This window comes from Pseudodesulfovibrio karagichevae (assembly GCF_041414475.1).
GTDB classification, from domain to species: domain Bacteria; phylum Desulfobacterota; class Desulfovibrionia; order Desulfovibrionales; family Desulfovibrionaceae; genus Pseudodesulfovibrio; species Pseudodesulfovibrio karagichevae.
On record NZ_JBGLYH010000045.1, the window covers coordinates 1 to 26327 of the forward strand.

The window sequence follows — 26327 nt, forward strand, 5'->3', positions numbered from 1 at the left end:
GGAAAAACCCTTTGAAAAGGGTTCTTTCCTCCCCTTCCCCCGGACCCCCATCCCCTCCTTTTCCTAAACTTTTTGGTGCCGCTTCGCGGGGTGCGCGGGCGTGGTGATGAGAGCTGTTGCGCCTTGATCCAGGCGGGCTCGGTGGAGCGTGGCGGGAGAGGGCGTTTGCGCATGTACTCCGGGTGCGCGCTGTGGTATTGCCCGTGCTATCGGAACAATACGAGGTCGACACCATGGCATTGCGCGTTATCGAAATCGTCACGCCCCGCTCGGACAAGGACGAGGTCAAGAAATCCCTTGAGGAGCGTCAGTCCGACGCGGGCTACGTGTTCTGGGCCTCGCCGCTGGACGACGGCGAGTCCCTGGCCTTCCGCGTGGTCCTGGACGTGGCCGAGACCGCCAACGTCATGGACGAACTGGAGGAACGCTTCGCCTGGACCGACAAGTACCGCATCGTGGTCTATCCCGCCGAGGCCACCCTGCCCAGGCTGGACAAGCTGGCCAAGGAGGAGGAGCAGGAATCCGCCCCCTCCGACGAGGAGGGAAATGGCGGCCAGGCGGCCATCAGCCGCGAGGAACTCTACGCCGACGTCCTGGACACGACCCTGCTCTCCAAGCACTACGTCATGCTCGTCCTGTTCTCCTCCCTGGTGGGCATCATCGGGCTGTTGCGCGACAACGTGGCCATCATCATCGGGGCCATGGTCCTGGCCCCGCTGCTCGGCCCCAACGTGGGCCTTTCCCTGGCCACCACCCTGGGCGACGTCAAGCTCACCCGGGAGGCGCTCAAGACCCTGACCGCGGGCGTCCTCCTGTGTTTTGCCCTGTCCGCCGGGGCCGGACTGCTCATGGGCATACCCGAGATGACCCACGAACTGTCCGTGCGCAGCATGACCTCCTATTCCGACATCATCCTGGCCATGGTCTCGGGCGCGGCCGGGATCATCACCGTCACCCTGGGCGTGCCCACCTCCCTGGTCGGGGTCATGGTCGCCCTGTCCCTGCTCCCGCCGCTCATCGCCGGCGGCCTGTTCCTGGGCGCGGGGCTCCTGCCTGAGGCGGGCGGCGCGGGCCTGCTCTTCGCGGCCAACATCATCTGTCTCAACCTGGCCGGTGTCGGCACCTTCCTGGTCCAGGGCATCCGCCCCCTGTCCTGGTACGAAAAGGAGCGCGCCAAGAAGGCCACCCTGCGGGCGGCCCTCGTCTGGACCGTGCTCCTGGCCGCGCTCATCGGGCTGATGTTCATCAAGAATCACTAGCCGGGCACCCCGTTGAGGACGTCGCCGGGGCCCCTAGGCCAGGGTGATGTTCAGCCGGGCGACGGCATCCCCTTCAAGGGTGAATTCGTGCAGCAGGTCCACCGGGCTGCCGGGAAAGTTCCCGGACACGGTGGTGACCACCGAGACCACGGCGCCGTCCGTCTTCGCGGAACGCGGCTCCTGGACCGGACGGTACTTGGCGAAGCTTTCCTCCTTCCAGGCGCGGATGGCCGCGCGCCCGACATACCGGTTGTTCTCGTCCTCGACCTCCGCGTCGGGCGTGAAGCAGGCGAGCAGGGCCTCGTGATCCTGGTGGTTTGCGGCGTCGAAATAGGCCTTCACGGCGGGGGGCAGATTCATCATGGCGTTTCTCCTTGGTTTGCGGCGGCGTCATTGCCTCCGTGTCTCCATGGATAGGCCGGACGGCTGACAGCTGTATGTCAGCCTGCCGTTCCGCCCGCCTGCTGACATACCCTTGTCAGTAGCGGGGCGTAGGATGGGGGCAATTCAACAGGAGGATAACGACATGTTCGCAGTCTATTGTGAGAAGCCCGACAACGGGAACCCGCTGGCGGCCCTGGTGGTCGGGGAGCGGCCAGAGCCCGTGGTCCCCGACGGCTGGGTCCGGGTGCGCGTGACCCACGCCAGTCTGAACCGGCACGACATCTTCACCCTGCGCGGCATCACCGGCCAGGACACCCCCATCCCCTTTCCCATGATCCTGGGCAACGACGCATCGGGCGTGCTGGACGACGGCACCCCGGTGGTGCTCTACCCGCTGATCACCGGCCCGGACCGCACGGGCGACGAGACCCTGGACCCCGGCTGGCACGTGCTCAGCGAGAAGGCACAGGGGACCTTCGCCGATTACGTGGTTGTGCCCCGGCGCAACGCGCTGCCGCTGCCCGACGGGCTGTCGCCGCTCCATGCCTCGGTCATGGGCACGGCCTGGCTCACGGCCTACCGCATGCTGGTCACCAAGTCCGGCCTGCGTCCGGGGCAGACCATGCTGGTTCAGGGGGCCACGGGCGGCGTGTCCACGGCCCTGATCCAGCTCGGCCGCGCCTCGGGCATGGAGGTCTGGGCGACCAGCCGCGACGCTCGCGGCCTGGACCTGGCCGCCGGGCTCGGGGCGCATCGGGGGTTCCTGTCCGGCGAGACCCTGCCGCGCAAGGTGGACGCGGTCTTCGACAGCGTGGGCAAGGCCACCTGGGCGCATACGCTCGCGTCGGTCAAACGCGGCGGCACCGTGGTCGCCATGGGCGTGACCACCGGGCAGAACGTGGAGATGGACCTGCTTCCGGTGATCGTCAACCAGCTGACCGTCGCCGGGACCATCATGGGCACTTTAGAGGAGATGCGCGACCTGCTGGGGCTGGTGGTGGGGGCGTCCATCGTCCCGGCCATCGGCGACGTGCTCCCCATGGAGCGGGCCGAAGAGGGCGTCAGGGCCATGGTCGAAGGGCGCACGCGCGGCAAGATCGTGTTCACGCGCTAGGTACGGCCGCCGGGCCGGTCAGGGCGTGCGGCGATGGTGCACGGCGGCGGCCTCCGCCCGCTCGGCCAGCATCCGGCGCAGCCGGGGCGGGTCGAGCACGGTGGCCGAAGCGCCGAAGGAGAGCAGCCAGGAGGCGACGGTCTCGAGGTCCGGGGTGCGCAGGGTCAGCTCGCCGCCGTCGGCCTCGGTCCGCTCCTCCACCAGCCCCATCCACCATTCCCGCCTGGCCCTGTCCAGGGCGTCCTCATCGAACCGCACGCGCACCGGCAGGTCTGCGGCGGGCATGTGCTCGCGCACGTAGGCGGCCGGGTCGAATTCCTCGGCGGACGTGAACCCCTGGGGCAGGATCTCCAGGTCGCGCATCCGGTCGGTGCGGAAATCCCTGATCCCCTCGCGCAACCGGCACCAGGCGATGAGGTGCCAGCGGCCGAGGTAGTAGAGCAGGCCGCGCGGCTCGACCTCGCGCGTCTCGGCCTCGGCCTTGCCGTACCCCTGATATCGGAAGCGCAGGACCCGGCGCGTGCCCAGGGCCCGCTGGATGAGCGACAGGTCGGCCTGTTCCGGGACGACGGCCTGGGCGATGCTGGCCATGCTGCGCTCGATCCGGTCCGTCTCCGCCCGCTCGGCGGCGGGCAGGGCGGCCTTGATTTTCCGCAGGGCCGTTTCCATGTGCCGACGGAAGTCCGGGGCCGCATGGCGTTGCAGGAGCAGGCCGCCGGTGACCAGGGCGAAGGCCTCGGCCTTGGTGAAGTTCACGGGCGGCAGGCTGTACCCCTTCATCAGGGAGTAGCCCACGCCCGACTCGGCCAGGATCGGCACCCCCACCTCCCCCAGGGCCTTGAGGTCGCGGTAGATGGTCCGCACGCTCAGGCCGAAGTGGTCGGCCATGTCCGCCGCCGTGGCATAGTGCCTGGATTGCAGATAGAGGATCAGCCCCTGCAGCCGCTCGATGCGATTCACCAGACCTCCCGGTTCGCTTGCATAGCCGTTTCAACAGTGCCGACACGGTACCGTCCTGCAGCCGTTGTGGCAAATGGGAACGGGCTCCCGCGCCGTCCCCTTGCGCAAATCGCGCCGTACGTTTCCATATCCATTCATATTTTGACACCAACTTTGCGGATGGCCTATAACCCGCCGGACGAATAGCCATTCAATCATCCATGAACATCGGGTGAACCCCTCCGGCCCGCCCGAAACAGAGGAAAACGCCATGAGCCTTCCGATATTTCCCCGGTCCGGGGACAAGAATACCTGCCACCTGCGGGAAGCGGTCACCAAGCCGAACATCGAGGTGGGCGAATATACCTACTACCACGATTTCGAGGACCCGCTGCGGTTTCAGGAGCGGAACGTTCTCTACCACTACCCCGTGAACAACGACAAACTGGTCATCGGGAAGTTCTGCTCCATCGCCCACGGGGCCAAGTTCCTGTTCAACGGCGGCAACCACAGGCAGGCCTCCTGCGTCAACTATCCCTTCGCCATCTTCGGCGAGCTTTGGGAGCACGAGCTCCACATCGCCGACAGCTGGGACAACAAGGGCGACATCGTCATCGGCAACGACGTCTGGATCGGCTTCGAGGCGCTGATCATGGCGGGCGTGACCATCGGCGACGGGGCCAGGATCGGCTCCCGGTCCATCGTCACCCGCGACGTGCCCGCCTACGCCGTGGTGGCCGGGGCCCCGGCAAAACAGGTCAAGCGGCGGTTCCCGGACGAGGACGTCGCGCTGCTGGAAAAGCTCCGGTGGTGGGACTGGCCCGAGGAACGCATCAAGCGCGACCTGCACCTGCTGATGGGCGACGTGGCCGCCCTGCGGCAGGCTCTCGGCGAGTAGGGAGGTCTGCCGCTCCCTGTCCGCCCCAAAAAAAGTGTCGGCCCGGCTGGTGAGGCCGGGCCGACGGTACTGAGGGTTCCACGCCCCCTTGAGGGGGCACGGGGGTTTTCTAGGAGTTCATGCTCCGGATCGGCTTGCCGAGCTTGGCCAGGAACTGCTTCCTGGTCAGCGAGTCAGGCATGACGTCGGAGGCGTCGGACGACAGGTATTCATAGTAGCTCGCCGGGTCCACGGCGGCCAGGAAGATGACGCGGGTCTCGTCCGGGTCGACCAGTTCGGCCTTGGGGAACTTCACCTTGGCCGCGGCCAGCCGCTCCTGGGCCAGCTTGAGCATGTCCTCGCGGTCGCCGAAGTTCATGGTCCCGGTGGGGCAGGCCTGGACGCAGGCCGGGAGCTTGCCCGCCCGGACGCGGTCGATGCACATGTCGCACTTGTTCACGACCTTGGTCTCGGGGTCGATCCTGGGGATGTCGTAGGGGCAGGCCATGCGGATGGCCTCGCCGTCCTCCTTGGCCGTCAGCTCGGTGTAGACCACGGCCCCGGTCTCCGGATCATGGATGATCGCCTTGGGGTTGTTGGGCACCGTGGAGCAGGGGGCGTCCACGCAGTGGCGGCACTGTTCCGGGAAGAACAGCCAGCGAAGGGTGCCGTTGTCCACGACCTCGGAGAAGCGGACGAGCCGGATGGTCTTGGAGGACAGGTCCTTGGGGTTCTGGTACGAGCCCCAGTTGGTGGTCTTCTCGGCCGGGAGCTTCTTCCATTGCTTGCAGGCGACCTGACAGCCCCGGCACGCGGTGCAGCGGGTCAGGTCGACCAGGAATGATTTACCGTTCATTGCGTTCTCCTTACATCTTGTGGACGTTGGCCACGAAGACCTTGGTTTCGGGGATGCCGGTGTTCGGGTCGCCGACGGACGGGGTCAGCAGGTTGGACGAGTCGCCCCCGCTGCCGTCGTGGGGCATCTGCCAGCCGAAGCACCACGGCATGCCGATCTGGTACACGGTCCTGCCCATGATCGTGAGCGGATGCATCCGTTTGGTCACGATGGCGATGGCCCAGACCTTGCCCCGGATGGATTCGACCATGACCTTCTCGCCGTTCTCAATGCCCTTCTCCTTGGCCAGCTCCTCGCTCATCTCCACGAACATCTGCGGCTGGGTCTCGAGCAGCCACGGGACGTGGCGGGTCATCAGGCCGGTCTGCCAGTGGTCGGTCACGCGGTAGGTCGTGGCCACGTACGGGTACTTCGGGTCGGCCACGGCCATGGCCTCGTGCGTGAAGCGCAGGGCCGTCGGGTTGTTCAGCTGGCTGGAGAACTGGTGCGTCTTGAACAGGGTTTCCATGGGCTCGTAGTGCTCGGGGAAGGGGCCGTCCGCCCGACCCGGTCCGAAGACGTGCCCGTGGCCGTGCGGCTCCATGATGAAGGCGTACTTGGTGCCGGGGGCCCAGCCGCCGTCGGGCACGTCGCCGATCCACTTCTCGCCGTTCCAGGCGATGACCGGCCGCTGCGGGGCGTAGGGCTTGCCCGTGTTGTCGCAGGAGGCCCGGTTGTAGATGATCCGCCGGTTGACCGGCCAGCACCACGACCAGTTGGGGAACAGCCCGATCTTGGCCTGCTCCGGGGTCTGCTCCGTGCTCCGCCGCGCGGCCATGTTGCCGCTCTCGGTGTAGGAGTTGCAGTACAGCCAGTTGCCCGAGCTGGTGGAGCCGTCGTCCTGGAGGAACGCGAAGCTCGGCACCAGGGTGCCCTTCTTGTAGGTCTTGCCCTTGATGGTCACGTCCTTGAGGAAGTAGCCGTTGATGAGCTTGGCCACGTTGTTGGAGTCGTACTGTCCGTCCTTTTTCCACTGTTCGATGCCCAGCGTCTTGATCGGCTCGGGGTAGGCCCCGCCTTCCGCCGCGTAGAGCTTTTGGATGGCCTCGAACAGCTCGGTCATGATGTGGCCGTCGGACTTGGATTCGCCCCTGGGGGTCGGCCCCTGGTAGCGCCATTGCATCCACCGGCCGGAGTTGGTCACGGACCCTTCCTTCTCGATGGACACGCAGCACGGCAGGAAGAAGACCTCGGTCTTGATCTTCTTGGGGTCCATGCCCGGGCCGCGCCAGAAGGAGCCGGTCTCGTTGTCGAAGATGTTGACGTTGACCATCCAGTCCAGGTTGGCCAGGGCCCTGCGGTTCTTGCCCGCGTTGGCGCCGCCGCAGGCCGGGTTCATGCCCCAGGCGAAGAAGCCGGTGAACGCCTTCTTGTCCATGTGCTCGAACAGCTGGAGCCAGGTGTAGGTGGCGCCGTCCTCGGTCTTGGGCAGCCATGCGTAGGCCTCGTCGAGGGATGCCTCGGGGTACATGGCCTTGAGGAAGCTGGCCATGTACTTGGGATAGTACTGCCACCAGGCCGCGCTCTTGGGGTCCTTGGCCCCTTCCAGATACGGCTTGGCCTTGGTGGTGACGTATTTCTCGTAGGTGTTCAGGGTCGCGTTGGGGGTGGCCAGGTAGCCGGGCAGGATGTGCCACAGCAGACAGTGGTCCGTGGAGCCCTGGACGTTGGACTCGCCGCGCAGGGCGTTGACCCCGCCGCCGGCCACGCCGATGTTGCCGAGCAGCAGCTGGACCATGGCCATGGTCCGGATGTACTGCGTGCCCACGGTGTGCTGGGTCCAGCCCATGGCGTACATGATGGTCCCGGCCTTCTCGGGTTTGCCCGTGGCCGCGAAGAGCTTGTAGAATTCAAGCAGGCCCGCCTTGTCGATGCCCGATGTGGCGACCACCTTGTCCACGTCGTACCGCGCGTAGTGCTTCTTGAGCAGATTGTACACGCAGCGGGGGTGCTTGAGGGTCGGGTCCTTCTTGGGCAGCCCCTGGTCGTCCTTTTCAAAGGCCCACTGGGACTTGTCGTAGGAGCCTGCGTAGTCCGCGTCGTCGCCGTTCTTGGTGTAGCCGCTGAACAGGCCGTCGTTGAAGGTGAAGTCGTTGCCCACGATGAAGGTCGCGTTGGTGTGGCTGACCACGTAGTCGTGCTGGATCAGGTCGTTGTCCAGGATGTACTTGATCAGTCCGCCGAGCACGGCGATGTCGGTTCCGGCGCGCAACTGGCAGTAGAGGTCGGCCTTGGCCGAGGTGCGGGTGAAGCGCGGGTCGATGTGGATGAGCTTGGCCCCTCGGGTCATGGCCTTGGTCACCCACTTGAAGGAGATGGGATGGTTCTCGGCGGCGTTGCTGCCCATGACCAGGATGACGTCGCTGTTGGCGATGTCGTTCCAGTGGTTGGTCATGGCCCCGCGGCCGAAGCTCTCGGCTAGGGCCGCCACGGTGGAGCTGTGGCAGATGCGCGCCTGGTGTTCGATCCAGACCAGGCCGAGCGCGCGGAGCATGGCCTGGTAGGTCCAGCACTCCTCGTTGTCGATGGCCGCCGAACCGACGGAGGCCAGCCCGTTGCAGCGGTTGACCACCTGACCCTTGGCGTTCTTTTCGGTGAAGCTTTCGTCGCGGGTCTTCTTGACCCGTTTCGCGATCTCGCCCAGCGCCCAGTCCCAGGAGACCTCCTTCCACTCGGAGGAGTAGGGAGCGCGGTACATGGGCCGGGGCGGGCGTTCCTTGTTTTCGGCCAGCTGCCAGATGGCCGCGCCCTTGGCGCAGTTCGCGCCTTCGTTGATGGGATGGTCCGGGTCGCCCTCGACGTTGACGGCCCGCTTGGTCTTGAGGTCGGTGTTGACGATCAGGCCGCAACCCACGGCGCAGTAGCAGCATACCGAGGTGGTCTGTTTGCTCCATTTGGGCTGGAGCATGGCGATCCGGTCCACGGCCTTTGCCTCGGCCACGGTTTCGAACCCCAGTCCGCCGAACGCCGATGACACGGCGGCCACGGCGGTCAGTTTGAGAAAACTTCTTCTGTTGACGTTCATACCCACTCCTTTTTTTTGTTGGTTATCCAGCCCTTGTCTCTCGGCACAGGCGGCATTGCAGGGCGTAGCCATAGACCTCGGCGGGTCGGGAGGTCGGCCGCGCGGGCGCGGGGACCTCCTTCCAGCGGGGGCGATAGGACAGGGCTACGGTTTCGACCGCCTGCGTGGCCTGCCCGAGTCCCGAAAACGGGGCGCAGGCGGCTGCAGGGGCGGATGGCGGGGCGTTACAGGTTGACTCGGACATCGATTCCTCCCTCGACGGTATGGCGAATCCCGCGGACGCGGGTAGCTTTCGACGTTAGCAGAAAATACTGGGCGATGGGACGAGCGGGGTGACGGGAGTAGGAAAGGTGAGGAACGCCGACCGAGTCGGCCGACGGTGGACTGGACGTGCGGCTATGAGGCGCTCCCGCGAGCGTGTGGCCAATGGAACCGGACCCGGCGCCCATGCGGCCCTCCTCAGGACCGCCGGACCGGCAGTCCCGGTCCGACATGAATGTTTTGGATTTTGTGCATGCACTCCCTCGGGTTGCGTCCTTCCCGGAAGAATCCCGGGATCGAAAATCCGACCCGGGAGGCTGCCGCGCACCCCTTATGGATGCTGCCGCAGCCCCTCCCTCGGCCAGTCGGGCTTCCGACCATTTTCAACCTAGACGCAGGTTGCATTCTAAGCAAAGGAACAAAACAGTACAATGATTTCGCACAATTATGCTTACATAGGCATAATAACTATGTGCAAGGGGCTTGCGAGGCGAAGGGGGCAACTCATTGGAATCAGGGGAGTGGGGCGGCCGGGTTTCCGCTGCATGAGCCGCGGTCGGCATGCCCGGCCGGGAAAGGCCCGATCCGGCCGTCGTCCGGCGGCCTGTCCCCGGCCGGGAGCCGCGAAGCACATTCAAGAAAAGCGTCCCGGCCGGGAGCCACGGGCCAAAATGGGGCTCTGGTGGCGTGTGCGCCCGTCGTGATCTTTCCCTTCTTGTCCTTTTGTTATTTACTTGTGCTTGCTCAACGGGATAGTCAGATAGCAGTCGGCGACAATGGACGCAGGCATTCGAGTCCCCCCTATGAAGATGCTTATCGACCTCACCAATAGGATCAAGTCGTTCCTTGGCACTGAAATATCCGTGAATAGGAGTTGCCTCAGGTTCGTCTTGCAGTTCTTCTTTATCTTGACCGTCTTTTACTTTGCGATATTCGAGTACACGGCCCCCTCTCACGAGATCGCCAGGGGGATCGTCGAATTCTTCCTGGTCGCCTTTTCCCTCTGTACCGCCATCGCGGCCGCCTGGCTGCTCGGCATCCTGGCCTTGAAGTGGCGGAGGCAATCGTTCCAGCCACGCTACTGGCATGCCTTTTGGCTGTCCCTGGCCGTCTATACCTTGGGCATGGGGATTCTGTATTGCCTCAAGGAACTGATCTACGACATTCAGAAGGCCTGGTTCTGGCGCTATTACTGGCGGCATCTTCCCTATGCCCTGCTGGGGGCCGGCGTCTTCCTGCGCCTTGAGCACAAGAATGCGCTGATTGATGCTCTGATCGAGCGATTGAATGTGGAATTGGGCGACGCGCGGCAACGGGACGGCGAAACCGGTCGTAAGCAAGCGGGCGACGTTCCTTTTCAAATCGTCGTTTCAGGGATGACGAAGTCGATCGCCCCGTTCTCCATCACCCACGTCACGGCCCATGGCCATTATCTGGATGTTCATTATCTGGAAGACCAAGGCCACGAGCAAGTCTGCATCCGGAAAACGCTCGGCGAAATCATGGAGGAATTGCCTCCCGGCATGTTCCTGAGAACCCACCGTTCCCATGCCGTCAATCACGGCCATATCTCCGGACTGAACAAGAAGGACCGGCGGTATTTCGTCAAACTCTGCGGCGACCGCTTCCTGATCCCCATCAGCAGGAATCATTTCCCAAGCGTCGTGGCCTTCCTGGAAAACCAATTGGCCGGTTAGCGCCGCGCCCCGTTTAATCCGCCGCGATTGCTGCCGCGAGGGGGCAGGGCGGCTGAGCGCCATGGCCTTCAGCCCTCGTCCGCAACGACATTCGCCAATCGGGTTTCGGAAACATCCCACGGTATCAATTCCGGTTCCGGTGGCGGTTTTCGCTCCCACCCGCACCGTTCGGGACAAATTCGTACCGTTCAAGACAGACCCCGTTGTTTCGCCCCGATGCGTGTTGTTCCGCGTTGGCCGTTTCGTCATATTTGCCGGAACTGTCCAACTCAATCAGCGAGGATTTGTCATGACGGAAAAAAAGAATTGGAAAAGGCTTGTTGCGCCCGGAAGGCTTGTCCCGGCCATCCTGTTGTTGTTTTGCACCCTGGGAATCCTCGTCGCCATCGGAGTGTACGGGTTCAATTCCCGGTTGAAGGAGATGTTTCGCCTGAACCGGGAACTCCAGGAAGAGAATTATGTCATGTCGGAGTTCGAGTACCGGCTGGAGGGCATAAGCTATCTGTGGGACAGGGGGCGGTGGGGCGAAGCGGTCGGCCTGTTCAACCAATATTACGGCCAGCTGAAATCACGGGAGGGGCTGGTCAAATTGCCTGTCTTCAATTCCGTGCAGGAGGAGCTGGAATTCTATCTGAACCAGCAAAATCCGCGCACCGGGGCATTCATGAATGACGCCTACCCCATGTGCGTCTATCACGGCCCTACCGAGAATGTGCTCAAGCACATTGAGAAACTGTCCCTGCAGCTGGGCAAACCGGTTCGGCTCAAGTATCGGCTGGCATACCTGGACCGGATCGACACGCCGGAAAAAGTGGTCGCCTTTCTGGAGGACGTTTCCTCGGTCGGGTATCTTGCCTCGATGATGCCGCAGACATCCTTCCATCTTGCCAGGGATATCCTCAGCCTGGCCAGGGATGAGGTTCACTCCCGTTCCGACGATGCCGACAGACTTATAGAAAAGCACGGCCTCTATCATTTCTCACCCGAGTGGAAACATGCCGTGTTGCAATGGTTTTATGCGGCGCAGGACCCGGAAACGGGTTTGTGGGGCCCCAAGTCGGCATCCGGTAAACTGCTCAAGCTTGACCTGAACAACACGTCGTCCATTATCAAGACGTTTCGGGACAAGGAGGGCAACGACATCCATGAGGAGTTTCCCTTGCGGTACGTGGGGCCGCTGCTGACTTCCACTCTGAAAACGCTTTCGGAGCCACCGCCCTCTGATGACGACCTGGCCTGGATGCACGAATGGAACCTCAAGAGCTTGAAAAGCCTGAGGATGATGACACGGTATCTGTGGAAGGACATGTCGGCGTCCGACCGGGAAAGGGCCACTGGCGTGTTCAAGTGGTACATTCGGACCTGTTGCGAAAAGTACTACATCCCAGAGGAAGGAGCCTTCAGTTACTACCCCGGTTCGGAGCACGCATCGCTGGACGGCATGACCAGCCTCTTCATATATAATGAGATCGGGGCGTTGTCGCCAGAGAAACAGCGGCAGTTGTGGGGGAGTTGCGAAGAGACCGTCCAGGGCGCGGACGTGATTGCGGTCTCCCGGCTCACACCGGCCAAGCTCCGAACCATAGCCGCCAACCACGGCCTCAACTCATTCCGTTTCTATCCTGACAGTCCAGACCGGGACGGGCTGCTTTCGGAGGCCAGAATGGTCTGTTATCCGACCCCGACTCCGGTGCCGGACAGCATCGAGCTGGTCCAAGGGGTGAGACGGTTTCTTGCGACAACGGACCATGGCATGGGGAATTGGGTGTCCAAGGCGGAAGTCTGCGAGCGGTTGCAGCCGGTGGCCATCCGGAAGGATGTGGTCGTTGCGGACGGGGTTTCCGAGAGCAAAGTGCACACCCTCCTGGGTAAAACGGGGGAATGCGTCATCGTCGGCTTCGATCTGCTGCAGGTCCCCCGGTACCGCCTCGTTGTCCGGTCCCGGTAAGCGCCGCTCAGGCGGTCAGGGGAGGGATTCCTCCCTCCCCACGGATCATACAAGGCTTGGGAAGAAGAAGGCCACCGGAGCCGTGGATGCCCGGGATGCGGCCTTGGCCGATGCGGTCGAAGGCTGGTCCCGGGAAATGACGCTTGCGCGTGACACATGAAAAGAAAAAGGCCTTACGCGGTGTGCGTAAGGCCTTTAGCTGTTTTATTGGCGTCCCCAAGGGGATTTGAACCCCTGTTAACGGCGTGAAAGGCCGTAAACAATCAACCGGAAGGTCGCTTACCTTAGTCATTTCAATGTGTTGAAATCGCCATATTCACCGTATTTACCATGGTTGCCGCTGAAAATGACACTTGGGTGACACGAGATATTTACTGCCGGAATGAAGGTGGAAATGGAACTGCTCATGACTACCGGGAAGCGGCTGTGCAAAAGCTATCGACCATTTGCGAGGTCGATTGTTGTTTAACTTTGCATGGAAAAAATCTATACTCGGACAAACGAGAATAGAAGGAGTCCCCATGCAGATTTTGATTACGCTTTCCAGCAATGACCCCGAAGTGAAGTGGAATGCCGTCCGGTTCGGCAACTTCCTGTTGAACGAGGGCGAGGACGTCACGTTGTTCCTGAACGCCGGTGCCGTTGACTTGTATGCGGGCAATTCGGAGGTGTTTCCAATCGCCGAACAGGCGAAGATGTTCGCCCTAAGCGAGGGCGTGCTGGTAGCCTGAGGGAAGTGCCTGAGCATCCACGGGGTGGATGAAAGCGAATACGTCAAGTTGTCCAGCATGAAATTTCTGTATGAGGAAATGATAAAGGCGGACAGGATTCTCAACTACTAGATGAACAGGGAAGCGGGCTCTCATCAAAGAGAACCTACACGCGATAGCCGTATGCAACACTTGCCGGGGGCATGCAGGTCGGATTTGTGACCATTGTGGCTGGCTTGTGCACCCCATGAAGTTGGTTGAAGAATAAACAATCAAAGCCCTGCCGGAGGATCTTCCCGACAGGGCCTTGTTTGTTGGTGCTACTTGCCAGCCATCATAGCTGCGATGTCCTCCTGCACGGTTCCGATGGGTTTCAGGTCGAACTTCTCGATGACGACCTTGGCCACATTCGGGGACAGGAATCCAGGCAACGTGGGGCCGAGGCGGATGCCCTTGACGCCCAGGAACAGAAGCGCGAGAAGGACCGCCACGGCCTTTTGTTCGTACCAGGCGATGTCGTAGGACACCGGCAGGTCGTTGATGTCTTCCAGCTCGAATATTTCCTTGAGCTTGAGGGCGATGACGGCGAGCGAATAGGAGTCGTTGCACTGACCGGCATCAAGGACGCGCGGGATGCCGCCGATGTCCCCGAGAGCCAGCTTGTTGTAGCGATACTTGGCGCATCCGGCGGTCAGGATGACCGTGTCCTTGGGAAGATTTTCCGCGACTTCCGTATAGTACTCACGGGTCTTTTGGCGCCCGTCGCAACCCGCCATGACCACGAATCGCTTGATCGTACCGGATTTGACGGCGTCGACGACCTTGTCGGCCAACGCGGTCACCTGATGGTGCGCGAAACCGCCGACAATAGTGCCCTTTTCAAGTTCCGTAGGCGGTGAACACTTTTTGGCTTGGGCGACGAGCCCCGAGAAGTCCTTGGCTCCGCCTTCAGGACGTTCGGGAATGTGTGTGGCTCCCTCATGGCCCACGACACCAGTCGTGTAGAGACGGTCGAGGTATGTGTTGGTTTTCTTCAGGGGCACAAGGCAGTTGGTCGTCAGCAGAATGGGACCGTTGAAATCCTCGAATTCCGTATTCTGATGCCACCAGGAGCCGCCGTAGTTGCCTACGAAGTGGTCATACTTCTTGAAAGCCGGGTAGTAGTTGGCGGGGAGCATCTCGCCATGCGTGTAGACGTCGACGCCCGTTCCCTCGGTCTGCTTGAGCAACTCTTCCATGTCCTTGAGATCATGGCCGCTGATGAGGATGCCGGGGTTGCGTCCAACGCCAATGTTGACTTCCGAGATTTCCGGATGCCCGTATGTGGAGGTGTTGGCCTCGTCCAGCAGGGCCATGGTCGTGACCGCAACCTCTCCGGCCTTCATGACCATGCCGACCATCTCGTCCACGGACAGGTTCTTCGTTGTGGACGCCAGAGCCTCCAGCATGAAGTCGGCGATTTCCGGTTTGCGGTATCCCAGAACGGCGGCATGTTCGGCGTAGGCTGCCACGCCCTTAAGGCCGATGATCAGGAATTCGCGCAGGGAGCGCACGTCTTCGTCTGCCGTAGCCTGGATGCCGACCATCTTGGCCTTTTCCGCGAAGGAGGAGGCAGGTCCGCTCCACGTCGCCGCATCGGGCAGAGCATCGGCGTAGTCCTTGCCATGCTTCGCCTTGTATGCGTCCATGAACTTTGCCTTGAGTGCGTCACGGCGTTTCAGACCTTCTTGAATCATGCCTTCGAAACGGGCGTCATCCCAGTTGGCATTGGTGATGGTGGCGAACAACCCCTGAAGCACGAAATCGTCGTTGGACCGGTCGGGTTTAACCAATTCCTTGAGTCCTGCGCCATAGACGGCGATGCCCCGCAGGACAAAAATTAGAAGATCTTGGAGGTTGGCTGTTTCTTCGGGCTTTCCGCACATCCCCTTGACGGTGCAGCCTGTGTTTTTCGCTGTCTCCTGACATTGGTAGCAAAACATATGGGTCTCCTTATGTTGCGGTTAAAAAAACTATTTCGTGCTTGCGTAAACAAGAGAAAAATGTAAGGGCCAGCAGCCATATCGCAATACCGATTTCTTTGTAGCTGTTATCGCAGGAAGAGTCTTTAACCTAAGTCAATTTATAATCCCAACCGGACTGGTCTCGTTTCCAGAGAAGATGATCAAGATCCTCGCCGGACTGTCTGATATAAAAAGAGGCTGACGTGACTATCGCCTTTATCGCTGTCATTTTTGGTTTGGCACTACTGGTCTGGAGTGCCGACCGTTTTGTGGAGGGTGCAGCCACCACAGCCCACCATTTCGGCATGCCGCCACTGTTGATCGGCATGTTAATTGTCGGGTTTGGCACATCCGCACCGGAGATAGTGGTCTCGGCGATATCCGCCTCGCAGGGCAATTCGGGCATTGCGTTGGGGAATGCCTACGGCTCAAATATCACCAACATCGCCCTAATCCTGGGGATGACGGCCTTGATTAGTCCCATCGCCGTGCATTCGCAGGTGCTGCGCAAAGAACTACCCATTCTCACGGTGGTCACGGCGCTGGCGGCCTGGCAACTCTGGGATGGTGATATCACCCTTTTAGATGCCGTGGTGCTCTGGTTGTTTTCAGTGGGCTGATGGCCTGGACCATCTGGCAGGGGCTGCGGATGAAAGAGGATTTGCTGGGAAGTGAGATGGAGCAGGAACTGGACGTTCGTGCTATGCCCATTCGCCGTGCTGTCTTCTGGCTGGTGGTAGGACTAGCATTATTGATTGCCAGTTCCCGCATTCTGGTCTGGGGCGCTGTGGAGATCGCTCATGGATTCGGTGTCAGCGACCTGATTGTCGGTCTGACCGTTGTCGCGGTCGGCACCTCACTGCCGGAACTGGCCTCGTCGATTATCGCCACTCGCAAGGGGGAGCATGATATCGCACTCGGCAATATCCTAGGTTCCAATTTGTTCAACACCCTAGCGGTGGTGGGGATCGCCGGTACAATTCATCCCATGCCTGTTGGGCCGGAGGTTTTCACCCGCGATATGCTGGTCATGGCCGTACTCACATTGTTGCTGTTCGTATTCGGATACGGATTTCGGGGGCCGGGACGTATCAACCGCATTGAGGGTTCGATACTGCTGGTCTGTTACCTGGGTTATACGGCTTACCTGCTCACAACGATACTGGCATGAAGAATGTGTTGGTGAGAGTAACAGACTTGTGAATATCGCAACAGCTTGTCAAATAGTCAGTTTGGGGCCGTTGGGCAGAAGCAGGCCAGTTTTTGGGAGGAAGGTCTTGTAGGGTCCTCCCCCCCCATTTGCCAGGGGCGGAAAGTACGAATAAAAATATCAAGATACTTACATGGCAAGCCTACGGCAACCTTGCCCTGATCTTATTCAAGCTCAGAATCATGAGCCTTCATGAAGTGAAATACGTTTTAGCCGGATGAATTCAAAACAAGCCCGGCAGCCTGGACTGCCGGGCGAAACAACTTCAACGTCAAGAACCTAGGTACCGTCTTCCTTCCTTTCCTCGTTTTTCGGAGCGAGGTCGATCTCTTCGGGTTCGCGGGAGGCCTTTTTGAAGTTGCTGATGGCTTGGCCGATGCCGCCGCCAATTTCAGGTAGCTTCTTGGCACCGAAGATGACTATGACAATCACGAGAATGATTAATAGTTCCCATACACCCAATCCGCCGATCATATATTCCCTCCAATGGTAATAATCTTTACATTGTGAATTGATAACGTTGATATTTTCACGTCCGAGTGAGGTCAAGAAGATAGTATTCTTTGCGGTTAACCGATTGATATTTAGGCTTTCATGTGCCTTGATATTCCTTATAGCCATCACCCCTGCTTCAAGGCCTTGATCTTCTTGATGTCGTCGGTCTTCCCGAGAAGGATCAAGATGTCGTCGGACTTGATGGTGAAATCGGCGGGCGGGACGAGCATGAAGTTTTCGGGGGAACGCTCCTTGATCGCGATGATGTGGACGTTGTGCTTGGCCCGGAGATTCAATTCCTTGAGATTCTTGTTGATGAATTCCCTGGGCGGTTCGACCTGGGCCAGGTCGTATTCCTCAGCCAGGGGGATGAAGTCGAGGATGTTAGGCCGTGACAGGCTACGGGAGACGCGGACGGCGGAGTCCCGTTCCGGATGGATTATCTGGGTCGCCCCCACGCGGCGCAGTATCTTGGCGTGGTCGTCGTCCAGGGCCTTCACCAGTATCTGCTTCACGCCGATCTCATTGAGGTACAGGCAGATCAGGATGCTGATGCTGATCCGCGTTCCCGTGGAGACGATGACTCCATCCATCTGTTCCAGGCCGAGCGCCTTCAGCGACTCCCGGTTGGTGGCGTCGATCACGATCGCCTCGGTGGAAAAAGCGTCGATGGCCTGGACCCGCCCCTTGTCCGAATCCATGGCAACGACCTCGTTGCCGTCCTCGAACAATGCCTTCGCCGCGTAAAAACCGAAATTGCCGAGGCCGATAACCGCAAATCGTTTCATAACCGATATCTCCTACCCAACCATCACGTTTTCTTCGGAATATTCAATGCCGCCCGAGGTCCCCGCGCCGACCACGATGTAGGCGAACGTCAGGACGCCGACCCGGCCGACGATCATCATCAGGATTATCCAGAGCTTGCCCCAGGTGCTGAGCTGCGGCGTGATGCCCATGGACAGGCCCACCGTTCCGAACGCCGACACGGTTTCGAAAAGGTAGGTCAGGAAGGCGCCGCGCGGTGTGCTCGCTTCGTAACCGATCGCCGTGTCTCCTAAAAGGAGCAGGAACAGAACGACCCCTATGATCCCGATGGACACGAGCATGAGGGACATAGTCCTGGTCACGGTTTCCTGCGGGATGCTCTTCTTGAACATGTTCACGCGTTGACGCCGTTTGATCCGGCTCCAGGTGAACGCCGTCAGCAGGGCGAGGGTGGTTGTCTTGACGCCTCCGCCGCACGATCCCGGCGACGCGCCGAAGAACATGAGGAAGATCATCAACGCCAGCGTGGCGTCTTTCAGTGAACCAATGTCGACCGTGTTGAAGCCCGCCGTCCGGCAGGTGACGGACTGGAATACCGAGGCCAGCACCTTGTGCTGGAGGGACGTTCCCTGCATCGAGTTGGGGTTTTCCAAAAGAACGAATAACAACGCTCCGGCGACAACGAGCAGGAGCGTCGTCCACAAGACGGTTTTGGTTTGCACCGAGAGCCTCGGGTGCCTGCCATCCCGTTTCGTCAGCCAGAAACGCAGCTCGTGGATGACGGGGAATCCCAGGCCACCCGCAATGATCAGTCCGCAAACGGTCAAGTTGAGGGCCACCCCGTCGCCGAACTTCGTCATGCTGTCCGAGAAGGTGGAAAAACCCGCGTTGCAGAAAGCTGAAACGGCGTGGAAGACTCCACGATAGAGAGCGTCGCGAAGACCGAAATCGTCGACCCATTGGATGGTCAGCGCGATGGCCCCGAGCAACTCAGCAGTCAGCGTAAAGTAGATGATGCTTCGGACCAGGCCGAGGATGTCTTCGCGGGGCGTGTGCGCGAACACGTCCTGCATGACCATCCTGTGCCGGATGGAGATGCCCCGCCCCATCCAGCGGAACAAGAACACGGAGATGGTCATCACGCCGAGTCCGCCGATCTGAATGAGCGCCAGGATCACAATCTGGCCGAAAAGGGTGAAGAAGCCGCCGGTATCCACCACCGCCAGCCCCGTCACGCACACGGCGGACGTGGCCGTGAACAGGGCGTCGATCGGGGGAATGGTTCCCTGGTAGGTGGCCCAAGGAAGAGACAGCAGGGAGGCTCCCGTCAAGATCGCCAGGAGAAAGCTGGACAAGACGAGCCCGGCGGGATGTATCTTGAGAACCTTGCCACCGAATGTCATGAACGAACCCTGGGGTTTTGGTAGTATTCGCACCCGGCATGGTTTTCCGTCTCACACAATTCGTGCAGCCGGCGGCCGCCGAGCACCATGCGGTCCAGATAGGCCCCGCAGACGGTCATGGCCCTGGATTCATCGAGGGCAACACTGTTCAGGTACGGACATAGGGTGGCCCGGAAATGGTCCACTCGTTGTCCTTCGCCGAGAGAGTCGAGGATATCAAGCACCTTTCGGTCATCCAGCCCGTCGCCGGATACGGTTGCGGCATAGTCGACGCCTGCCGAGTGCAGCCTGTCCATCAAGGTTCTGTCTTTGCCGGGCAATAGGACGGCAACGGCGCAATCCCGCGTACGCCTGTTGCGCTTCAGTAGCTCGCACAGCTCCACGTATATCTCCTGGGTGGGGTCGATCGGCTCGGGGAATCGGATCAGGATCATTTCCGGTACGACCTCGATGGCTCTCTCCAGGCAACTCAAGGGACTCCGGGTCCAAAGCCCGCTGCGGGCGGTCCCTGTGCCGTCCGATGCGTCGCAGAACAGGTATCGTTGCGTTGCATTACGTGGATCACCCATGGCGCCTTCCTTTGGCCTCTTTCGTCAAATAGTTGCCCGCATCCCCGCCGAGCTTGAACAGGCTCGCGATGACGACCAGGAATTCCAGGCGTCCGAGGAACATGGCCAGGCTTTCGGCCCACAGCGCCGATTCCGGCATCCCCGGTGAGGTCACCCCGATGCTGAGGCCCACGGTTCCCAATGCGGAGGCGAATTCGAACAGGGAATGTTCCAGGCTGAAACCGCAGGAGCAGAGAATCAGGACGCCGGCGGCAAAAAGGGCCAGGTAGAGAAAGACGAAGACCGAGGTCCGCCGCACCTGTCCGTCATTCAGAAAGACCCGACGTTCTCCTTCCCACAAGGTGCTTTCCAACACCGCGTTGCGGGGAGCTGCCAAGCGCCGGACTTCAAGGGCCAGTGCGCGCCACAGGAGATGGATGCGGAATTGCTTGATACCGCCCGCCGTCGAGCACGTCCCGCCGCCGATGAGCATCAATCCGAGAAGAACCGCCAAACCGAACCCGTTCCAGTTGCCGTAGCCCACTGTGGAGAATCCCGTGGTGGTAAGGGCCGAGACGGTCTCGAACACGGCCACGCGCAGGGATTTTCCCAGATGCGGATACAGGGACGCGGAGGTGAGGAAAAACAGCGCGGCCGAAGCAAGGGGAACCAGCAGGGTGAACAGGCGCACCTCGCCGTTGCGAGCCACGGTGCGTACCTGACCTCGCCAGAGGAACCATGCTGTGACGAAGCTCAGGTTACCCAGAATCATCAGGGGAATGGTCACGGCCTCGATGGTCGGCGAATTCCAGTAGCCGATGCTCTCGGCCCGTGTGGAAAATCCTCCGGTGGAGATGGCGGCGAAGGAATGGTTCACGGCGTCGAACCAGTTCATGCCGGTTATTCGGTACGCAAGCGTTCCGGCCAGGGCGTAGCACACGTATATGGCCAGGACGAGTCGTGCCGATCGCTTGACGTTGGGGACCAGCTGGTCGCCGCGCCCCTCGGCGTTGGACACCCCCACCCCGGCCGGACCGAGGATGGCCGACATCATGATGATCGCCAGTCCCGCGCCTCCGAGAAGCTGGATGACGCTGCGCCACAAGAGGGTGGTGTGGGCCGCGTTCTCCACATCCACCACCGACAGTCCCGTGGTTGTCCAGCCGCTTATGGATTCGAAGATTGCCTGGGAAAAGGTGAGCCCTTCCGTGACGATGAAGGGCCAGGTGGAGAAAACGACCACCAGCAGCCAGCTCAGGCACACGATCACGCCTCCTTCCTGCACGGACAGATGCTCTCGCGTGGCATAACGGCGGAGGGAAAGGAACAATCCCCCGAGCCCGCACAGCGCCGTCGCCGGGAAGATGTACGCCATGGTATTGGCGGCTTCCTCGGGCCAGGCGAAAAGCGCCAGCAGCGGAGAGAGCATGGTCACGCCGCAGATGAGGCAGACCAGCCCAACGGAGCTGAGAATGGCGGCATATCGTTGCCTGAGATAGGTTTTTTCCCTCATGCCGGGCCTATCTCCCCTCGCCCGTAATAATCTTGAGGGCTGCACCGTGGTTTTCGGGCAGCGTTATCAGCACCACGGTGTCCCTGCCCTGGAGGTCGTTGTCGCCTCGCGGCACGATGGGCTTACCGTCGCGTATCACCACGGCGACCAGGGTATTCTCGGGAAGCACGATGTCCTTGAGCTGCCTGCCCGCAACGGGGGCATCTTCGGACAAAACAATTTCCGTGACGTTGACCCGCCCCTCGCCCACCGGGAGAAGGTTCGTTATCTCCTCAAGGGCCGCGCGTTGTTCGATCAAGCTCCCCACGATATTGGTGGTTGAGAAAGCCGACACCCCGAGCTGCTCGAACACCTCGACATTGTCGGGGTCGTTGGCCAGGGCCACGGTTCGCGGTACGCCGAACTGGAACGAAGCGAGCTGGCAGATGACCAGGTTGTCCTGGTCCCTCGGGGCGATGGCGAGCACGGCGTCCGCGCGCCTGGCCCCGGCCTGCGCCAGGATGTGCTCGTTGCCGCCGTCGCCGCAGATCACCTCGACGGTCAGCTCGCGGGACAACCGACGGCACTCCTCGGGGTCCTTGTTGACGATGACCACCTCATATCCTTTCGAGGCGAAATTGCGGCCCAGGAAATACAGTGCCTTGCCGCCTCCGACAATGATCACTCTCATGAGGCCGACTCCTTTGCCCGGTCCGCCTCTCCGGCGAGGGCCTCCATGAACAGGGATGCGGCCACGGACGTGGGACAGATGGTCTTGATGCCAAGCCGCTGATAGACCTGTTCCCGTTTGGGGTCGTAGACGCGGGCCATGACGAGAGGCGTTTTGAAGATATTCTTGGCCACTTGGGCAACCATCAGATTGACGTTGTCGTCGTGCGTCGTGGCGATGAGCGTGTCGGCCTTCTGGAGCTTGGCCTCCCGAAGCAGGGCGACCTGCGTGGCATCGCCCGCGAGCCGAAACCCGCTGAACTCGGCGGAGAGATCGTCGAAGGTCGATTCGTCGATGTCAATGACCACCAACGAGTTGCCCGCGCCGCTCAACTTGTTGGCCAGAAGCGATCCCACGCGTCCGCAGCCGACGATCACCACGTAATGATCATTGGTCATCGCTTTCAGCTCCCGGCTCTTCCCCACTGGCCGCCGCGTCCGGGCCGAGGTCGATCGACCCGTATTTGCCCCAGGAGGTGATGCGTTCCAGATTTGACATCGCGGTCTTGTAGGTCGGGTCGATGTCCACAGCCATGTGGTAGAACTTGACCGCCTCAAGGTGGTCGCCCTTTATTTCGTTCAACGCGCCCAACAGGTTGTAGGCTTCGGGATGCCCCGGGTCTTCGGCAATCGCCTTTTTTACCGCCACCCTTGCGTCCGCAAACATGCCGTCCGTGATGTGCCGCTTGGCAAGCTCGATCAGCGCCCCGTATTCGATGACCGCATCCGCATCCAGGGCTTCGCGGTCGAAAACGAGCTGCGCCAACTCCCGTATTTCACCGGGCGAAAACGGCTTCTGCACGAAATCCACGGCCCCGAGCTTCATGGCCTCCACGGCCGAATCGATGGTGCCGTGGGCCGTTATGATGACCACTCGCAGCCGGGGCCACTCCTGCCGGATGATCCGGAGGACCTCCATCCCATCCAGACCGGGCATTTTTAGGTCCAGGAAGACCAGCCCGAAGGGACCGGACCGCAGCATGGAAAGGGCTTCCTCCCCGTTCACGGCCGTTTCCACGGGAAGCCCCAGCGGTTCCAGGGACTGACTCATGGTCATCCGGATATTCTTTTCATCATCCACGACGAGAATCGGCAGGTTGTTCATGGTGTTCTCCTATTGCGCCACCGGCAAAGTGAAGGTGAAGGTGCTCCCGCTACCTGCGGCGGATTCCACCCAGATGGAACCGCCGTGGGCGCGAACGATCTCCTTGCAGATTGCAAGGCCCAGTCCGGTGCCTCCGGCATCCTGCCCCTTCACCTGGACGAATTTCTGGAAAATTTTGGTCTGGTATTCTTGCGGAATGCCCGGCCCGTCGTCCTTGACGGTCAGGTGGGCATACGGACCGGCCATACTGGCTGCGAGCTCTATGGTTCCGCCTTCGTTCACATAGCGCATGGCATTGGAGACCAGGTTGCTCAACACCCAGGTGATCTTGTTCGCATCGGCGCGAACGTTGATCCGGGGGGCGTTCAGGACAAGGTGGATCGCCTTCCTCTCCAACTGCCCCTTGAAGACCGCATGAACGTGCTCGAACAGGGTGGAGACCGGAACCCTGTCGAACTCCAGTTCAATTCTTCCCGCCTCGATCCTGGACAGGTCGAGCAGGTCGCTGACGAGCGCCTTCATGCGCTGCACTTCCTCATGGGCGGCCTGCAACAGATCCCGATCCTTCTCCTCCAGCTTCTGTGCCACGTGTTCGAGAAGCAGGTCGATGCTCATGCCCATGCTGGTCAACGGTGTCCTCAATTCATGCGAGGCGGCCATGACGAAGTCGTTTTTCAGCCGTTCGATCTCCTTCATCCGGGTGATGTCGCGGAGCAACAGCACGGCACCTGAGAGTGCCTTTTCCCTGCCCCGGATGACGGTGACTGAAAACAGGTAATGCCTGGGCCGGTCTCCGTTCCCGAAAGTGGCGACACGCTGCTCGTCGGGGATATTCGGTGTTCTCCCGGTGTCGACGGCCTTTCGGACCAGATCGCGGACCTGTCCTTCAGGAATGATTTCGTCGCATTCGGGCGCAACGCCCGATTCGGAAAGACCCAGTCCGAGTATCCGGCGGGCGGCAGTGTTGAGGCTCGTCGCCCGCAGGGTCGTGTCGAAGACGACAAGTCCATCTTCGATACTCGCCAGGATGGCTTCGCCCTTGTTTTTTTCCGAAATGATCTGGTCAATGTTCATTTCGTGGAAACGTCCCAACTGGATGGCCATCCGGTTGAACTCTTCAGCGAGCACACCCAGTTCATCACCGCTTTCCACCGGCACCTTGACGGTGTAATCCCCGGACGATATCCGCCTCGCCGCGTCCACGAACCGGTCCAGAGGGCGGGTGATGCGTTTTGAGAGCATCAGGCTGAACACAAGGGCGACGATGAAGGCCGCCGAGGCCACCAACACCGTGGACCAGAAGGCGTAGCTGGCGACCCGTCCGGCCTTGAGGCTCGCCGTGTACATGGTCTCCTCGTTGAGGTGGCGGAGGTTCACGCAGTCTTCCCTGACCTTCAGGAAGAAAGGATGAACGTCATTCTGGTACACGGACAACGAGGGGACAACGGCCTGCGAAGGACGCTGGTCCGTCAGCATGGAGAACTGCCGCCGGTAGGCGGAAAAGTCCTTTTCGATCGACTCGACCAACTCCTTTTCCCCGGGAATGGTGATATTGTCCTTGGCCCTGGCGAACCATTCCAGGAAGAGTGCTTCATTGTCCCGGAACTGGGATACGCCTTGTTCGGCATCCCCCAGGAAGAGAAGCAGGATGCCGCTGTCCTGGCGCTCCAGGGCATCGATCATGTTTTCCGCCGCCAGGATGCTTCGGTAGTTCTCGCTCAGAATGGCGTCCGAGGCCTTCCCCAGCGATACCAGGTTCGTGACGGACCAGGCCACCACCAGCCCCAGCAGCGCGAAGACCACGCCATATCCGATCAGTATTTTTTTCTTCAGTGTCATTGTTCACGACTCCCATTCTTCTGGAATCAGATTCAGTCAAGCAAGGCTGATGCCAACACGTACACCTGTTATTTCAGCACGTTGCTGAACGAAATAAGGGACCTGCCTTGCAATCTGCAAGGAAGAGCTAATCGGGCATTGCAAAATGCAATGCGATTCTTGTCTAGATACCGTAGGTCTTGCGGCGGCGCCAGAGGGTGGTCTGATCGATGCCGAGAATGTCCGCCGCTTCCTGCAGGGAGGCAGCCTTGGCCAGGACGCGGCGGATATGCTGCTCCTCGACGGCGGTCAGGGGAACCATGTCGCCGAGGGAGATGCTTGTGGGAGATTGGTGAGTGTTTTCCAGGAGGTCGTTTGTGTCGACGGTGTTGCCGGAACTCAGAATCACCGCCCGCTCGACGGCGTTGCGGAGTTCCCGGACGTTGCCCGGCCAGGCGTGGTCCTGAAGGGCCTGGAGCGCTTCTTCCGTGAAACCGGAAAGCCTCTTGTGGTTGGTCTTGCCGAAGTACGCCAGGAACTCCTTTGCCATGGCGGGGATGTCTTCCCTTCGTTCGCGCAACGGAGGAACGGTCAGGCTTATGACGTTGAGCCGGTAAAAGAGGTCTTCCCGGAACCGGCCTTCGCTGACCATACGTTCCAAATCCGCATTGGTGGCGGCGACGATCCGCACGTCGGCGCGGCGGGAGACGGATTCGCCCAGGCGTTCGTATTCCTTGTCCTGGATGAACCGGAGTAGCTTGGCCTGAACGGGCGCGGTGATGTCGGCTATTTCGTCCAGAAAGAGCGTGCCGCCTTCGCACGCGGCGATGCGCCCCGGATAGTCCCGGACGGCTCCGGTAAACGCTCCTTTGGCGTGCCCGAACAGTTCACTCTCCAGAAGGTCTGGCGGGATGGCCGGGCAGGAGACGACCGACATGGGCCGCGAGGATCGGAGGCTCCAGTGGTGGATCGCCCTGGCGAACACCGATTTGCCGACCCCGCTTTCGCCGAGGATTAAAACGATAGCTTCCGATGGCGCTGCCTTCCGCGCCGTTTTAATGGCCCGTTGCATCCCTGTACAGGCACTTTGAAGGCTTTCTTCAGGTCCGAGACGTTGCAGCCCCTCCTTGAGGGACGCGACCTCGTTTTCCAGTTCCCTGATCCGGCCCACCCGGCGGGAGATCAGCTTGAGCTGGTCCGTTGAAAAGGGTTTGACGATGTAGTCCGTCGCCCCGCGCTGCATGGCCTCCACGACGCTTTCTATGGAGGCGTGACCGGTGATGACGATGATCTTGGTCCAGGGGGATTCCGTGGTCAGCCGTGGAAGGAGTTCCATGCCGTCCTCATCCCCCAGCCTGAGGTCCACGAAGGCCAGATCAAAGGCCTTCCGGCGGACTTCTCCGATCGCGTCGGTCGGATTGCTGACGCCAACGACCGTATGTCCCTCCGCCGCCAGGCAGTAGGACATGGTCTTTCGGATGTTGGCCTCGTCGTCGACGATGAGGACGTTGAGGCCCGGTGCAATCTGGTCGGTGTTCGTCATTCTCAAAAAGCCTTGCCGTGATTGATCCGGCGAATTCTCGCCGGAAGACGAACCTGTCGGATTGACCTCAATCTTAGACAGGTCTCGCAAGCTGATGTCTCGGC

General features: G+C 60.8%; 23 protein-coding genes and 1 tRNA gene. 8 read left to right on the forward strand and 16 right to left on the reverse strand.

What is annotated here, in order from left to right:
* Positions 1-233 precede the first annotated feature (233 nt).
* Positions 234-1259 carry a TIGR00341 family protein gene (locus AB6M95_RS14115; protein WP_371387388.1) on the forward strand — a complete coding sequence of 342 codons (1026 nt, stop codon included), beginning with the start codon at positions 234-236 and terminating at the stop codon, positions 1257-1259.
* Between the two features lie 33 nt (positions 1260-1292).
* On the opposite strand, the gene AB6M95_RS14120 is transcribed toward AB6M95_RS14115, so the two are convergent.
* Positions 1293-1622 carry a nuclear transport factor 2 family protein gene (locus AB6M95_RS14120; RefSeq protein WP_371387389.1) on the reverse strand — a complete coding sequence of 110 codons (330 nt, stop codon included), beginning with the start codon at positions 1620-1622 and terminating at the stop codon, positions 1293-1295.
* A gap of 163 nt (positions 1623-1785) precedes the next feature.
* Here AB6M95_RS14120 and AB6M95_RS14125 point away from each other — a divergent pair, with 163 nt between their 5' ends.
* Positions 1786-2757 carry a quinone oxidoreductase family protein gene (locus AB6M95_RS14125; RefSeq protein ID WP_371387390.1) on the forward strand — a complete coding sequence of 324 codons (972 nt, stop codon included), beginning with the start codon at positions 1786-1788 and terminating at the stop codon, positions 2755-2757.
* A gap of 18 nt (positions 2758-2775) precedes the next feature.
* On the opposite strand, the gene AB6M95_RS14130 is transcribed toward AB6M95_RS14125, so the two are convergent.
* A complete protein-coding gene (locus AB6M95_RS14130; RefSeq protein ID WP_371387391.1) occupies positions 2776-3717 on the reverse strand; it encodes a helix-turn-helix transcriptional regulator in 942 nt (313 codons plus the stop codon).
* Positions 3718-3967: 250 nt separating this feature from the next.
* Here AB6M95_RS14130 and AB6M95_RS14135 point away from each other — a divergent pair, with 250 nt between their 5' ends.
* Complete coding sequence (locus tag AB6M95_RS14135) at positions 3968-4594, forward strand: CatB-related O-acetyltransferase (protein ID WP_371387392.1); 627 nt, start codon at positions 3968-3970, stop codon at positions 4592-4594.
* A gap of 109 nt (positions 4595-4703) precedes the next feature.
* On the opposite strand, the gene AB6M95_RS14140 is transcribed toward AB6M95_RS14135, so the two are convergent.
* Both AB6M95_RS14140 and fdnG read right to left on the reverse strand, forming a co-directional pair.
* Complete coding sequence (locus AB6M95_RS14140; protein WP_371387393.1) at positions 4704-5429, reverse strand: 4Fe-4S dicluster domain-containing protein; 726 nt, start codon at positions 5427-5429, stop codon at positions 4704-4706.
* Between the two features lie 10 nt (positions 5430-5439).
* Entirely contained in the window at positions 5440-8493 is a 3054-nt protein-coding gene (gene fdnG / locus AB6M95_RS14145) for a formate dehydrogenase-N subunit alpha (RefSeq protein ID WP_371387394.1), read from the reverse strand.
* Positions 8494-9557: 1064 nt separating this feature from the next.
* Between fdnG and AB6M95_RS14150 the strand changes: the two genes are divergently transcribed.
* Positions 9558-10451, forward strand: a complete 894-nt coding sequence (locus tag AB6M95_RS14150; RefSeq protein ID WP_371387395.1) for a LytTR family DNA-binding domain-containing protein — start codon at positions 9558-9560, stop codon at positions 10449-10451.
* 289 nt (positions 10452-10740) lie between these two features.
* Positions 10741-12399, forward strand: coding sequence for a hypothetical protein (locus AB6M95_RS14155; RefSeq protein ID WP_371387396.1), 1659 nt, complete (start codon positions 10741-10743; stop codon positions 12397-12399).
* A 208-nt stretch (positions 12400-12607) separates the two neighbouring features.
* Here AB6M95_RS14155 and AB6M95_RS14160 read toward each other — a convergent pair.
* Positions 12608-12682 (reverse strand) — tRNA-Glu (locus AB6M95_RS14160).
* Positions 12683-12920: 238 nt separating this feature from the next.
* Between AB6M95_RS14160 and AB6M95_RS14165 the strand changes: the two genes are divergently transcribed.
* The gene (locus AB6M95_RS14165; protein WP_371387397.1) at positions 12921-13241 is read left to right on the forward strand and encodes a DsrE family protein; all 321 of its coding nucleotides are present in this window, start codon (positions 12921-12923) and stop codon (positions 13239-13241) included.
* Between the two features lie 188 nt (positions 13242-13429).
* On the opposite strand, the gene hcp is transcribed toward AB6M95_RS14165, so the two are convergent.
* A complete protein-coding gene (hcp, locus tag AB6M95_RS14170; protein WP_371387398.1) occupies positions 13430-15091 on the reverse strand; it encodes a hydroxylamine reductase in 1662 nt (553 codons plus the stop codon).
* A 224-nt stretch (positions 15092-15315) separates the two neighbouring features.
* On the opposite strand from hcp, the gene AB6M95_RS14175 reads away from it, so the two are divergent.
* The gene (locus AB6M95_RS14175; RefSeq protein WP_371387399.1) at positions 15316-15732 is read left to right on the forward strand and encodes a calcium:cation antiporter family protein; all 417 of its coding nucleotides are present in this window, start codon (positions 15316-15318) and stop codon (positions 15730-15732) included.
* Positions 15732-16283 (forward strand): sodium:calcium antiporter, encoded by a 552-nt coding sequence (locus tag AB6M95_RS14180; RefSeq protein ID WP_371387400.1) that lies wholly within the window; start codon positions 15732-15734, stop codon positions 16281-16283. Before AB6M95_RS14175 ends, AB6M95_RS14180 begins: the two co-directional genes overlap by 1 nt.
* A 318-nt stretch (positions 16284-16601) precedes the next feature.
* Here the strand turns inward: AB6M95_RS14180 and tatA are convergent, their stop codons facing one another.
* From tatA to AB6M95_RS14230, 10 genes are all read right to left on the reverse strand, one after another.
* Complete coding sequence (gene tatA, locus AB6M95_RS14185; RefSeq protein WP_371387401.1) at positions 16602-16796, reverse strand: twin-arginine translocase TatA/TatE family subunit; 195 nt, start codon at positions 16794-16796, stop codon at positions 16602-16604.
* Between the two features lie 146 nt (positions 16797-16942).
* Positions 16943-17605: a potassium channel family protein gene (locus AB6M95_RS14190; RefSeq protein ID WP_371387402.1), complete on the reverse strand. Its 663-nt coding sequence runs from the start codon at positions 17603-17605 to the stop codon at positions 16943-16945.
* A 12-nt stretch (positions 17606-17617) separates the two neighbouring features.
* The gene (locus AB6M95_RS14195; protein ID WP_371387403.1) at positions 17618-18988 is read right to left on the reverse strand and encodes a TrkH family potassium uptake protein; all 1371 of its coding nucleotides are present in this window, start codon (positions 18986-18988) and stop codon (positions 17618-17620) included.
* Complete coding sequence (locus tag AB6M95_RS14200; protein ID WP_371387404.1) at positions 18985-19557, reverse strand: hypothetical protein; 573 nt, start codon at positions 19555-19557, stop codon at positions 18985-18987. Before AB6M95_RS14200 ends, AB6M95_RS14195 begins: the two co-directional genes overlap by 4 nt.
* A complete protein-coding gene (locus AB6M95_RS14205; RefSeq protein WP_371387405.1) occupies positions 19550-21049 on the reverse strand; it encodes a TrkH family potassium uptake protein in 1500 nt (499 codons plus the stop codon). Before AB6M95_RS14205 ends, AB6M95_RS14200 begins: the two co-directional genes overlap by 8 nt.
* 7 nt (positions 21050-21056) lie before the next feature.
* Positions 21057-21719, reverse strand: coding sequence for a potassium channel family protein (locus tag AB6M95_RS14210; protein WP_371387406.1), 663 nt, complete (start codon positions 21717-21719; stop codon positions 21057-21059).
* Positions 21716-22156 (reverse strand): potassium channel family protein, encoded by a 441-nt coding sequence (locus AB6M95_RS14215; protein WP_371387407.1) that lies wholly within the window; start codon positions 22154-22156, stop codon positions 21716-21718. Before AB6M95_RS14215 ends, AB6M95_RS14210 begins: the two co-directional genes overlap by 4 nt.
* Positions 22146-22862 carry a sigma-54-dependent transcriptional regulator gene (locus tag AB6M95_RS14220; protein ID WP_371387408.1) on the reverse strand — a complete coding sequence of 239 codons (717 nt, stop codon included), beginning with the start codon at positions 22860-22862 and terminating at the stop codon, positions 22146-22148. Before AB6M95_RS14220 ends, AB6M95_RS14215 begins: the two co-directional genes overlap by 11 nt.
* Positions 22863-22871: 9 nt before the next feature.
* Positions 22872-24701 (reverse strand): sensor histidine kinase, encoded by a 1830-nt coding sequence (locus AB6M95_RS14225; protein ID WP_371387409.1) that lies wholly within the window; start codon positions 24699-24701, stop codon positions 22872-22874.
* Between the two features lie 163 nt (positions 24702-24864).
* Positions 24865-26313 carry a sigma-54-dependent transcriptional regulator gene (locus AB6M95_RS14230; protein ID WP_371387410.1) on the reverse strand — a complete coding sequence of 483 codons (1449 nt, stop codon included), beginning with the start codon at positions 26311-26313 and terminating at the stop codon, positions 24865-24867.
* Positions 26314-26327: the final 14 nt, after the last annotated feature.

Bases quoted from the DNA above. Each gene is read 5' to 3' on its own strand.
- AB6M95_RS14205 (WP_371387405.1), bottom strand. From the start codon at position 21,049: ATGAGGGAAAAAACCTATCTCAGGCAACGATATGCCGCCATTCTCAGC.
- AB6M95_RS14135 (WP_371387392.1), top strand. From the start codon at position 3,968: ATGAGCCTTCCGATATTTCCCCGGTCCGGGGACAAGAATACCTGCCAC.
- AB6M95_RS14125 (WP_371387390.1), top strand. From the start codon at position 1,786: ATGTTCGCAGTCTATTGTGAGAAGCCCGACAACGGGAACCCGCTGGCG.
- hcp (WP_371387398.1), bottom strand. From the start codon at position 15,091: ATGTTTTGCTACCAATGTCAGGAGACAGCGAAAAACACAGGCTGCACC.
- AB6M95_RS14210 (WP_371387406.1), bottom strand. From the start codon at position 21,719: ATGAGAGTGATCATTGTCGGAGGCGGCAAGGCACTGTATTTCCTGGGC.
- AB6M95_RS14155 (WP_371387396.1), top strand. From the start codon at position 10,741: ATGACGGAAAAAAAGAATTGGAAAAGGCTTGTTGCGCCCGGAAGGCTT.
- AB6M95_RS14140 (WP_371387393.1), bottom strand. From the start codon at position 5,429: ATGAACGGTAAATCATTCCTGGTCGACCTGACCCGCTGCACCGCGTGC.
- AB6M95_RS14190 (WP_371387402.1), bottom strand. From the start codon at position 17,605: ATGAAACGATTTGCGGTTATCGGCCTCGGCAATTTCGGTTTTTACGCG.
- AB6M95_RS14225 (WP_371387409.1), bottom strand. From the start codon at position 24,701: ATGACACTGAAGAAAAAAATACTGATCGGATATGGCGTGGTCTTCGCG.
- AB6M95_RS14220 (WP_371387408.1), bottom strand. From the start codon at position 22,862: ATGAACAACCTGCCGATTCTCGTCGTGGATGATGAAAAGAATATCCGG.
- AB6M95_RS14195 (WP_371387403.1), bottom strand. From the start codon at position 18,988: ATGACATTCGGTGGCAAGGTTCTCAAGATACATCCCGCCGGGCTCGTC.
- tatA (WP_371387401.1), bottom strand. From the start codon at position 16,796: ATGATCGGCGGATTGGGTGTATGGGAACTATTAATCATTCTCGTGATT.
- AB6M95_RS14150 (WP_371387395.1), top strand. From the start codon at position 9,558: ATGAAGATGCTTATCGACCTCACCAATAGGATCAAGTCGTTCCTTGGC.
- fdnG (WP_371387394.1), bottom strand. From the start codon at position 8,493: ATGAACGTCAACAGAAGAAGTTTTCTCAAACTGACCGCCGTGGCCGCC.
- AB6M95_RS14115 (WP_371387388.1), top strand. From the start codon at position 234: ATGGCATTGCGCGTTATCGAAATCGTCACGCCCCGCTCGGACAAGGAC.
- AB6M95_RS14200 (WP_371387404.1), bottom strand. From the start codon at position 19,557: ATGGGTGATCCACGTAATGCAACGCAACGATACCTGTTCTGCGACGCA.
- AB6M95_RS14215 (WP_371387407.1), bottom strand. From the start codon at position 22,156: ATGACCAATGATCATTACGTGGTGATCGTCGGCTGCGGACGCGTGGGA.
- AB6M95_RS14120 (WP_371387389.1), bottom strand. From the start codon at position 1,622: ATGATGAATCTGCCCCCCGCCGTGAAGGCCTATTTCGACGCCGCAAAC.
- AB6M95_RS14180 (WP_371387400.1), top strand. From the start codon at position 15,732: ATGGCCTGGACCATCTGGCAGGGGCTGCGGATGAAAGAGGATTTGCTG.